The sequence below is a fragment of the Lentimicrobium sp. L6 genome (assembly GCF_013166655.1).
In the GTDB taxonomy this organism is placed as follows: domain Bacteria; phylum Bacteroidota; class Bacteroidia; order Bacteroidales; family UBA12170; genus UBA12170.
Window position 1 is genome coordinate 1 of sequence record NZ_JABKCA010000113.1, and the last position, 10,455, is coordinate 10,455.

Sequence of the window (10,455 nt, forward strand, 5' to 3'; positions counted from 1 at the left end):
TACGAACAGCATTTTCTGTGGTACCCCAAAATGATTTAACTTTTAAATGTTGTTTCATCCATTTGAAAAACAACTCAACTTGCCATCGGAACAATTGGAGGCCTTCTATTTTCTATTTTCCTTATTTTGTTTTTCTTCCCTGTGTTTTTCTTAAGAAAACCTAGATAAGAAAATGGTTTCTTACTAGCTTTTAAATTTCCTGCTCCAGCTGGCTCGAATTTAAGAAACATTTCAAAGTGAGCTAGGGGGTACAATGGAAATATGTAATTTCGTTCAGGCACTTACCTCCTTATCAAACAAACAATATAATAATCAGACACATTCTTGCGTTTATAGGTCATCTAAAAAATGCTACATGAACAAAAAGATAATACTGTCATTATTTATCCTCCTCTCAAGTACTTCTTATTCTCAAAAAAATAAGCCTAAAGTTGACAAGATTTGGACTGAGAACATTCATCAATTTACTACGCCAATTCTAAGTTTGAAATCTCAAGATTATTCTGACTTGGATTTTTTAGAACCTTTACTAAAAGGCAAACCCTATGTTTTTATTGGAGAAAGTAGCCATGAGGTGAATGAATATTATCTTTTAAGAAATAGGTTGGTTCAATATTTATATCAAGAGTTGGGATACAAGGTTGTTGCCATAGAAGCCTATAAACTAGTTTGTATGGAAGCCAATAATGTGAGAAATGAAGTGAGTTTAGATAGTTTATATAATTATTGTTTTCCCTTAAAGAAAGATATGATTATGCCAGAAGGAGCCCGATTATTTCTAGATTTTTTTAAAAACTCAGGCATACAATATAATGGCTTTGATATAGATACGGAGTTCCCCAATCGTTTTCAGCAACTTGTAAAAAAACAATTTCCCTTGGTCCTCGATTCAATTTTAAGCCTTGATTCTGCATTAACATTGAATTTTAATAAAAGAAAAGGGCTGGAATTTAAAGCTTGGGATGATATTTTAAACGATTCCATTATATTTCCATTAAACTCAAAAAGAGATAAAGAAGTCTATCAAGCCATTCTTCATAGAAGAAACTGGTTGTATAAAATGCAAGTTAATAGTCCTCATACTAGGGATTCAATTATGGGTAGAAATATGAATGACATTCTCACCCGCTTTTACCCAGATGAAAAGGTTGTTTTCTTAGCCCATAACGGTCACATAAGTAAATACGACCCAAAACGTGAAGTAATGGGAGAATATATCCATGATTCTCTGCGCAGTAAAACTTATGTTTTAGGCTTGTATGCTTATCAAGGTAAAACAGGTGTTAGAGATAATGGACCAGTAGAATTGGTGAAACAAAAGAAAAACTCTCTTGGAGCCATTTTAAATTCAGCTGATCATGAGATTGTATTTACAGACTTTTCTCAGCAAACTGAGAAACCAGAAAACTCATGGATGTTTGAACAAATACAATCTGTTTCATGGGCTTTTCAAAGACAAAAAATCATTCCTTCTAAAAGATACGATGGCATTATTCAGATTAGAAACATTACCGCAACTAAACTAAAACATTTGCAATATGAGAAGTAATAGTTTTTTATTGATTGCCCTCTTGTTTTTCTTCGTTTTTAATGAGGAAAATAAAGCTCAAAATATGGGAAGTATCGTTTTATCCGATAGTATCTATCCTGTATGGGAATCAGATTTTGAAAAAGCAAAGTCATTATTAGTTAAATATGAAGATCAAATTATTCCCCAAGATATGGTACTCATTCTAGATGATATCCTCGCTAATGGGGATGTGGATTTTTATAAAGATAGAATGACCTATTTAATGGTGAATTATGGCTGGATAATAAATAATTTAGAAAGAAATAAGTTGTCCGCTTTAGCATCTGAAATACATAACAACAAGCTTTATAATTGGACTTATGAAGCATCGCAAAAGCACTATTCTGTTTGGGTTAAAAACAATATGGAAAGTCTTCTTGTTCAAGAAAAAGTAAAAGCCATCTTACACACAGATCAGCGTGTTAGAGGCTTATTATCTATGTCGGAAGATAGCCTTCAACTAAATTATATATATGAGATGATTACAGAAATTGACTATAATAACCTAATGGATTTATGCGACCTAAGCAATGAAAATGATGGAGTATTATTAAATGATTTCGATACTGGAATAGCAATCTACAATAATGTATTATTTATCTTATGGCATAATTTAAAAAGCGAAAAGAATTTCCAAAGTTCTTGGGATTTAATTCTTCCTTTTATTGACAAGGCATATTTCCAGAAGAAGATAGATGCAAGTGCATTTGAAATGTATGATATTTGGTCTTCTAATCATTTCGGTTATCAGTATTATGGTACATTAAATGATACCATACCTGTATTTGATAGTTTAAGGCAAATCGAACTTAAAATTAAATATCATTTTTAAATAGTTATTTCCAGTATACTGCTTGAATTATTGAATCAAAGAAAAAAAAAGAGGATAATTAATATATGCACTCTGAAAACATTTCCGCGTGAGTTGGAGTCGCAAGAAATTGGCGTTTTCTGATAAACACTATCTGTCTCCATAATGAGCCCAGGCACTTAAAACAAGGACCGTAACTATTTCGTTATTTATTGAATAAACTAATCTGTGCTTTTGGTTTATTCTTCGCGAATACAATCCTGCAAGATTATGCTTTAATTGTTCCGGCTGGCCTGTGCCTGTTGTAGGGTGCTCCATCAACTCGCTAAGCAGCTTTTCTATTTTCTTTAAAACAACTTTATCTCCTGCCTTCTTATGTTTCTTAATATCATCTAAAGCAATTTCAGTAAACTTTAAGGTGTAACTCATAATCCTAATAAATCACTTATTCCTTCGGAAGTGGATATGGTCTTTACTTTACCTTCTTCAGCCTGCTTAATGCTTTCTTTAATTCTTTCTACCATTTTAGCATTAAAATATACATCATCTTCATTTATCGGAGTTAAAGCATATGCTTTATCCTTTCCACGTTGAATGATTATTTGTTCTCCTTTATCTGCTCTTTCAAAGTAAAGCCTTTGATTTTGCCTGAATTCTCTACTACTAATTACCAACATATCTTTAAATCCTTAAGTGTACCATTATGGTACAAAAATACTAATTTTTAGTTTGTTTTACACATTATATTTCATTTTTATGGGTGAAACTTCCCCAATTGCTCTTCAAGTTCACCAATCAGTTTTCAACAAACGTTCCCAAAGAAATATAGCTTATTTAGAACGTTAAAAAATCTAATTTTCTCCTGTTTGCATCTACAAATTTTTATTTTTGCACTCGATACAACCAGTGTGTGAATTAATTCACAAAAAAATAAATAAAGAGGTCCGAAAAACCTCATTGCAATAAGTTAAAAGTGGACCAAAAATTTAAGTAAGATGCAGAATATAACTAGCAAAGTTTTCAAGCCTAGCAAGAAGGATCGGCGTGATATGATTCAATATACCAACCTTCAGCTGGCCGCATTGGGGCAACCTTTATATCATGATGATAATAATAGCTCTAACAAACATTCCGATGACAAATTCATCAGCCTAACCGAGGATTTAATTAGTAGTTTCAGAGAAAAATCCAGATTATTATCAAACCACCTTTGTCCTGCAGATTATCGTATACAAAGCTTTATCAATAGATACCTAAGCGAAATTCAATTCGATCAATCTTTATCATTACCCTCCTCCACTTTGGTTTTAAATGGACTAGGACTGGCTAGAGAGGTAAGTCTTCCACCAAATGGGAACAGCTTCAAAAGTGATTTGGTAAGTTCTTATAGGATCAAGCAAGGAGTTTTAAATAATCCCAAACACGATAAAAGAACCACCAAAGGAACCTTCCATATTGTAAGAGGAGGTCTTCCGGTTCCACCAGACAAGAAAGAAGTTTCAAAGAGAACTTTTGCTCATTTATTGCATTCGGCTTTAAACCCATCTGACGATTTAAAAATATTGCCTTTTACTGCTAATCAAGAAGACAAAGCTAAGGTGATGGTTTCCTTATTGATGCGCCCCATAGTGGTTCCAGAAGTAAAGGGAATCAATTTGGAGAAGTCTATGGAAATTCGCTTTTTTGCGCCAGGAAGTTTGGTGAGTAATTTGGATTTTGTGGAGAATATTTTCGGAAATGCTGGAGACCCCAATTTAGCAGAAAATGATGCCGCTTTAGATATCGATCATTGGACTGGTCACACTGGATGTATTATTCTTGCTCCCCAGTTATTGACATTAAAAAAGAAAGACATCGGTCTTCCTCATTGTGAAGATGCTACAGACCGTCAGCGAAGAGATGGCATGTGCTATTCCGATCCAGATGAATTATATAATGATGGATCTGCATTCAAATTAACTTGCCGCGACGAAAGTGGAGTGGTAATTACCTTGATCGCTGATAACTATTATGGTTATTCTAAGAAAGAAATAAAAACTCAAATCAGCTATTCTGCCAACCTATACGGAAACGCTGAAGAAGAGCATTCTGGAGGAGCTATTGCTTTCCCTAGAGATAATATGATGGACCGCGTTTTTGGAAATGTATTTTCTGCCAAACTGGATAAAAAATACACCTTCAAGAATATGGTAAAAACTTTGGGGGACAGCATAGAAGTTCAAGCCGAAGGTTATGCCATCGATAAGAAATATCCTAATTTAATCTATATTCCTGAAAATGCGGATATAGATATTCACACTTCTTCAGTATCTTGGACTTATGGTAAAGACAAGAAACACAGCCTAAAACTTTCTCCTCTTAAAACCTATGTTCACCCTAGCGGAAGCAAGTTCAACTTAAAGAAGCATGCCAAGCAAGCGCTATGGAGAATTACCCATACTGCTGCCGAAGGAATATTCCTGCATAAGCCTTGTACCGTTTCGGGTGGTGGTAAGTCAGAGATTTCTAAATCTATGGAGAACGCTATTGAATATAGTACTTTTCATATTAAAGATATTGACGAAGACTTTAAGATGGCCGATGAGATCATCAATAGAGATTATTCCTCAAGATGGAAGAATATCCGTCCAGATGCCAATCCCTCTCGTCCACTATTAAGTGCTAAAAGAACTTTAGGTTCTACCGTAAAACTACTCAATACATCAGACCAATATAGCGATGAATATAATGCTTGGATCCATAGCATCCCCGCTCATATTAGAGTATTGGTATTATATATCAAACGTCTTTATCGCGATGAAAAGATGGGTAATTGGAAAGACCATATGTCGGTAGAAGTCCTGAATGGCCGCAACGGAAATACCTTAATGTTTAATAATGAAAAGGTGATTGCCAGTTATGTAAGAATCGGGTTTAGTCAGAAGGGCGATTGGTTATTGCATAAATTACGCTCCGATTATTTACCTGCTCATAAGATCCAAATGGAAGATGATATTTCAGCAACTATTACCTTGCCAAGTAGTCGTTTGAATGATTTAAATACCAACTATGAGAATAAGAGCGTAAAAATAGTTGAGAATTGTGAAAGTTATTTGTTCCAGCGCCCCGACGAAGCTATTTACCGTGGCTACGATGTGGATGCGGAGTCAGATATTGTACAGAGCAATACTTTCTTAACGAATTACGAGCCTCTTAATAAGCAAGATGCTATTGACCTATACGAAGACACTGTAGAATTTGAAAAATATACGCAACCTGTTAAAGATTTAATAGAAAAAGTGATCAAAAGAGATAAAGATGGTTATTTTGTAACCCCTTCTCATCCAAGAATTGTGGATGGAGCGCCAACCAAAAACCCTCGTTATCTTCAAAGAAATATTTATAAGCAAGAAAGAGAAGATACACATGTTGCTGAAATGGGAATCCGATTGTCTCGTCAAATCACCATGGATAGACCAGTTCATTATCCAGTGAATGCAGTACTCCCAGGACGTAGAAACAATCCTTCAGACAGAGAAGCGGGAATTCGTCCTTTAAGCGTTTATAATCCTATTCACTATCAAGAATTACCAGAGTTATTTATGGATTTCATTTGTAGTTTAACAGGTAAATCTCCATCTACCACTGGAGCGGGTTCTGAAGGTGCACTTACCAAAGGGCCTTTCAATATGCTAGTAGCCACTACTGACCTTAATAATGCTTTGCTTTCTTATATCTTAACAGGATATGAAGGATTTAGCTCGGCAGCTGGTTGGGTAGGTTCTGAGAATAGATTCGACCATGATATTAGTATTTTAGTTCCTGAGATATGGGCTAGAATAGACAAAACAGATCGTGATCCCAAAGTATTGATAGAAGATAATTGCCTTGAGAAATTGGAAGATTTTGAATATGAAGGCAAAAAGATATTGGCTAGTCGATTGGGTTATCGTATTACTAGTAAATTTGCTTTTAGATGTATGAACCGCTTATTCGACGAGCCTTTGGCTGTTTTTAACGAGCGTATGCTGAAGCCAGAGTTACAAAGCATGGAAGACTTTGTGGATGGTATCAATAATATTACCGAAGTACAAGAAAGAGTAGCTAAAAGCTATTTTGAGGATGGTAGTATTGAATCAGCCATCTTACCTTTACAGATCCTACTTCACATTATGGCTTACGGTCAATACGAAGGTAAAAACATTAGCGATCCTGAATTAAGGAAGTATTTCGAGCGCGAATATGTGATTGAGAGCGACTGGTATCAGGAGCGTTTAGCCTTGAAACAAGAAAAGGATGTGGCTTTCCATCAAGAGCAAATCTCTTATTTGAAGAAATTTATGAAGGAAGCCAATAATGCCGAACTCATAGAGAAAATGGATATTGAGGACAAACTAGCCAAAGCTAAGAAGATGTTAGCTTATAAACGCTCTAAGCAATATTTGAAAGATTTGGTTGGAACCATAGGTGCTGATCCTTTATTCAAGAAATAAGTATTAAAATTGAGAATTTAATTGCTATGGCGGAACTTTTGTTTCGCCATTTTTTTTGAAGAAATTAGAAAGTGAAGGCTAGCCAGTACCTTCAAAGTAACATATCTTATTGAATAACTTTCATAACATGATCTATATAAAAACAAAACATTCCATACTCATGTTTAATGGAATGTCTTTTATAAATTTATTTCTTTTTACTGTGGAAACCAATAAATAAAGATAATAAGAGTAAGGTAAAAGCTATGGAGTAATTACTTAAAGGAATACCAGAAGGCAAATGTGTATATACAATTTCATCTCCATATTCAGTTCCTGTCTTATTTGTAGCATACGATCTAACAAAATAAGTTGTATGCTCAATAAGGTTAGGAATTGTGGTAGCGTAATTTCCAGAAGCATCAAGAGTACCACCTTCAGTAATACTATCATTTAAATTTGGAGATCCTGTTGTATTCCAACAAAATCCATGTTGACTTAAGTTTGGCTCACCAATATTTAAAACATTACCATAGAAAATACCAGCAGTAGCAGATAATCTATGTACTGAATCTGTTTGAACAGTCGGAGTATTAATATCAATAGCTAAACCAGCAACGGCAAATAAGCTAAATCCCGTGGTTACTGTAAATGAAATTTCACCATCGGTAGAGGCTGGCACTGAAATTGAATAATCGCTCAAAGAATCTTGTGATTCTCCAATCTGATCATTGATTAAAAGATTTCTACTAATGCCCAATTGATCAAAATTTATCGCCATTCCATCTCCTTTAATACTAACATGCTTGTTGATCCCTTCATGGCCATCTCTAACACCAAAAATCCAAACATCATAATTAACAAAAGGTTCAAGACCTTTAAAAACAAAGTGGATCTCAGCATTGTCATCAAAATAGAAAAGATTGCCACTAATTTCCTCTAGAGTTTCAAAATGTAGAGGAATAGTACTGAGGTTTACTTTTGCATTATAAGGGGCCACGCTCATTCCTGGAGCGGGAGTAATAACCAGTTCGATACTAGATTCTCCTCCCGTTTCTGTATTAAAAGTCGAAAAAGATCCAGTACCTGAGATATTTCTCCAGTTTAGTGGGCTTAAATTTTGACTAGACCAAAATCAATTCCTACAATGTTGTAGATGACTTGATTTGATATACTGAGATAATGGACTTTTTAAATATTGTTCATTTTGGTTATTTTCAAATTTAAAAATGCTATGAGTTAAAGATTTAGAGTTATTATCAATCTCTCTAGCACTAGGGTTATGATGTTGAGCATAAGAGAAATTCATAAAAAGTAAAATAAGGGAAACAGTCAATAATTTTTTCATTTTATAAGGGTTTTTGTTGCGTTATATAAAACTAATAAATAATTATAAGCACACAAACTAAAATATGATTCTTTCTAAAAAATATAAATCATTGTATTAATTAATAATTTGCTATCAAAATGTTTCCCTTGCTCGCTCTAATTTGCAATCCGAGTGTATACATCAATAAGAATTAACAAAAAAGATTCAATCCTAAACTGGCCATTGTGTTTGACAGCTATCAGTCAAAGATGAAAATAGTTTTGAGTATTATATGCCCTCGGAAAACATGCTGAGGTTTTGCATAGCAGAACTTTCCGAGCGAGCTCATGCATAGCTAATTTTTAAAATAACAGAGAGGCGATACTTTCACTTTGACTACGTTCAACTAAGGCTATCCACCCTTTTGCAAATCCCAAATTTTGAACTTTAAATACTTCTTATTAATCAGGAAAAAGGTTTAGCAAATTATTAAATTGAATAATAGATATTACAAAATAATTTGATTTTTGATACTAAAATCTGATTTTTTTGGCTCCCCATGGGTTGATCAATCTGACACCAATTTATTTCTTTTTTTTCTCCTTAAAGTATTTAATGATTGGTCATATATTTGCTTTTGCTCTAGTTCTACATTTTTATATCCTAAGGAAATACCATGATATCTAATGTTTTTCCAATATCTATCATTTTCATTCACTCCAGATTGTATAATTGTATCATCAGCCCACGTAGCTTGAAGGAATTTTGACTCCAAATGACTATCAAAATTTTCTAAACTATAATATGGCACAGACTCTTGATTGGTTAAATAAATGAATGAGGAATCTTTATAATTAATTCCATAGGCTGTCCAATCTGACCCTCCTCCAATAAATTCAAATCTTCCACCTATAGGTATATCTATATAAAATTGATTTTCTTTATGACCTGTTGGGTCAAATTTCACAGTTTCATTACTTTTTTGAATAGTACAACTTGTACTTAATACTATTAGCAGAAAGATTATTTTTTTCATAATTTAAATTAGCACTATTGTAAATTGTTAATTGGAATATGTCATTCTTCAGCTATTATGTTTAGTTTAATCCACCAAAGATATAAAATAGATTTGAGTATTATATACTACGAATGCGTTCTCCAATGTTTTAAGCAAGAATATAATACCCCAAAATAAACATGACAAATATTTAAACAACAGTCAACCTTATACAAGTTATATTTTTTTGAAAATCATAAATATTTATATCTTAGCCGTTAATTAAATTAAATAAACATTAAGACTATGAAAAAAGCATTACTATTATCATTATTGATGACCATTTCCTTGTTCACTTTCTCTCAGAAAACAAGCACCTCTGAGGAAAACACAAATACTAAAGAACAAATCACCAGCCCCATCCTTGAAAAACAAAATGAAAAAGGTAGCTATAATGGCTACAATTATGAGTATTACGAAAATGCGCAAAAAAAGGCTATCTCACAGAAAAAAGTGGGTATGGGAGTAACATTAGGAGGCCTAGGTGTATTCTTTATTGGTGCTGTTATGGCGGTGAGTGCAGGATATGATGAAGAGACTGAAACTTTTGAAAATGAAAGCCTAGCGATGACTGGTGGATTGCTGGAAATAGGAGGGATAATTACAGCCATTGTTGGAACCCCTATCTGGATTTCAGGAGGTGCAAAATACAGAAAAGCTACAGATGGTATGGGCAGATGCTCAAATCAGAATGTTAGTTTAAATATTGGAACAACATCAAACGGTCTTGGTTTAGTTGTAAAATTTTAAGACTATTATAGATTGACTTAAAAGCTGAGATTCTCTTTTATGATTCTCAGCTTTTTTTATGTTTCCTCATTACTATCAGCTGAAATAATTAAATCAAAGTACATTGGATATCCCCATATCTAAATGAGCAATTGTATTGGCCCCATAAATAATCGGACAAGATTATAGTTATAAATCTGTAAATTTGTACGATAATGTCAGAGAAAAGAAAATTCATAAAAGAAGAAAAGCTTCAGTTCATAAAAGAAGCAGGAGAAAAAGGAGTAAAAATCACATTAGAGAAACATGGGATTTACCCAGCTACTTATTATTCTTGGAAAAAGAAGTTTGAAAGTATGGGCGAAGCAGGTTTTCGTCATGGTATGACCCCTGGACATCTAAAAGAAATCAAGCGGCTAGAGAAGGAAAATGAGCTATTGAAAAAGCTCTTAGCAGAGAAAGAGTTAGAGGGTCATTTAAAAACAGAACTGCTAAAAAAGAAGTATGCCTGGGCGAGAAAAAAGAATT

9 protein-coding genes are annotated in these 10,455 nt (G+C 33.7%); 5 read left to right on the top strand and 4 right to left on the bottom strand.

Translation table 11 applies throughout. From position 1 onward, the window contains the following. Positions 1 to 355: 355 nt before the first annotated feature. Together HNS38_RS18850 and HNS38_RS18855 are read left to right on the top strand one after the other, a co-directional pair. Complete coding sequence (locus HNS38_RS18850) at positions 356 to 1,549, top strand: erythromycin esterase family protein (protein WP_172346907.1); 1,194 nt, start codon at positions 356 to 358, stop codon at positions 1,547 to 1,549. After that, complete coding sequence (locus HNS38_RS18855; protein WP_172283583.1) at positions 1,539 to 2,402, top strand: hypothetical protein; 864 nt, start codon at positions 1,539 to 1,541, stop codon at positions 2,400 to 2,402. The genes HNS38_RS18850 and HNS38_RS18855 overlap by 11 nt, the downstream gene beginning before the upstream one ends. 129 nt (positions 2,403 to 2,531) lie before the next feature. Here HNS38_RS18855 and HNS38_RS18860 read toward each other — a convergent pair whose 3' ends face one another. After that, the gene (locus HNS38_RS18860; RefSeq protein WP_172283584.1) at positions 2,532 to 2,810 is read right to left on the bottom strand and encodes a Txe/YoeB family addiction module toxin; all 279 of its coding nucleotides are present in this window, start codon (positions 2,808 to 2,810) and stop codon (positions 2,532 to 2,534) included. Continuing rightward, positions 2,807 to 3,058: a type II toxin-antitoxin system Phd/YefM family antitoxin gene (locus tag HNS38_RS18865; RefSeq protein WP_172283586.1), complete on the bottom strand. Its 252-nt coding sequence runs from the start codon at positions 3,056 to 3,058 to the stop codon at positions 2,807 to 2,809. Before HNS38_RS18865 ends, HNS38_RS18860 begins: the two co-directional genes overlap by 4 nt. Before the next feature lie 318 nt (positions 3,059 to 3,376). On the opposite strand from HNS38_RS18865, the gene HNS38_RS18870 reads away from it, so the two are divergent. Next, positions 3,377 to 6,853, top strand: a complete 3,477-nt coding sequence (locus HNS38_RS18870) for a hypothetical protein (protein ID WP_172283588.1) — start codon at positions 3,377 to 3,379, stop codon at positions 6,851 to 6,853. 187 nt (positions 6,854 to 7,040) lie between these two features. On the opposite strand, the gene HNS38_RS18875 is transcribed toward HNS38_RS18870, so the two are convergent. Together HNS38_RS18875 and HNS38_RS18880 are read right to left on the bottom strand one after the other, a co-directional pair. Next, positions 7,041 to 7,838: a hypothetical protein gene (locus HNS38_RS18875; RefSeq protein WP_172284818.1), complete on the bottom strand. Its 798-nt coding sequence runs from the start codon at positions 7,836 to 7,838 to the stop codon at positions 7,041 to 7,043. Positions 7,839 to 8,709: 871 nt separating this feature from the next. Next, complete coding sequence (locus tag HNS38_RS18880; RefSeq protein ID WP_172284817.1) at positions 8,710 to 9,177, bottom strand: hypothetical protein; 468 nt, start codon at positions 9,175 to 9,177, stop codon at positions 8,710 to 8,712. Between the two features lie 267 nt (positions 9,178 to 9,444). Here HNS38_RS18880 and HNS38_RS18885 point away from each other — a divergent pair, with 267 nt between their 5' ends. Together HNS38_RS18885 and HNS38_RS18890 are read left to right on the top strand one after the other, a co-directional pair. Then, positions 9,445 to 9,948, top strand: a complete 504-nt coding sequence (locus tag HNS38_RS18885; RefSeq protein WP_172284816.1) for a hypothetical protein — start codon at positions 9,445 to 9,447, stop codon at positions 9,946 to 9,948. A gap of 194 nt (positions 9,949 to 10,142) precedes the next feature. Further along, positions 10,143 to 10,455, top strand: a 313-nt coding sequence (locus HNS38_RS18890) for a transposase (RefSeq protein ID WP_172346908.1), incomplete at its 3' end; no start/stop codon positions are given.

Excerpts from the sequence above, each read along its gene's own strand:
- HNS38_RS18850 (WP_172346907.1), top strand. The coding sequence starts at position 356 with ATGAACAAAAAGATAATACTGTCATTATTTATCCTCCTCTCAAGTACT.
- HNS38_RS18855 (WP_172283583.1), top strand. The coding sequence starts at position 1,539 with ATGAGAAGTAATAGTTTTTTATTGATTGCCCTCTTGTTTTTCTTCGTT.
- HNS38_RS18860 (WP_172283584.1), bottom strand. The coding sequence starts at position 2,810 with ATGAGTTACACCTTAAAGTTTACTGAAATTGCTTTAGATGATATTAAG.
- HNS38_RS18865 (WP_172283586.1), bottom strand. The coding sequence starts at position 3,058 with ATGTTGGTAATTAGTAGTAGAGAATTCAGGCAAAATCAAAGGCTTTAC.
- HNS38_RS18870 (WP_172283588.1), top strand. The coding sequence starts at position 3,377 with ATGCAGAATATAACTAGCAAAGTTTTCAAGCCTAGCAAGAAGGATCGG.
- HNS38_RS18875 (WP_172284818.1), bottom strand. The coding sequence starts at position 7,838 with ATGAGCGTGGCCCCTTATAATGCAAAAGTAAACCTCAGTACTATTCCT.
- HNS38_RS18880 (WP_172284817.1), bottom strand. The coding sequence starts at position 9,177 with ATGAAAAAAATAATCTTTCTGCTAATAGTATTAAGTACAAGTTGTACT.
- HNS38_RS18885 (WP_172284816.1), top strand. The coding sequence starts at position 9,445 with ATGAAAAAAGCATTACTATTATCATTATTGATGACCATTTCCTTGTTC.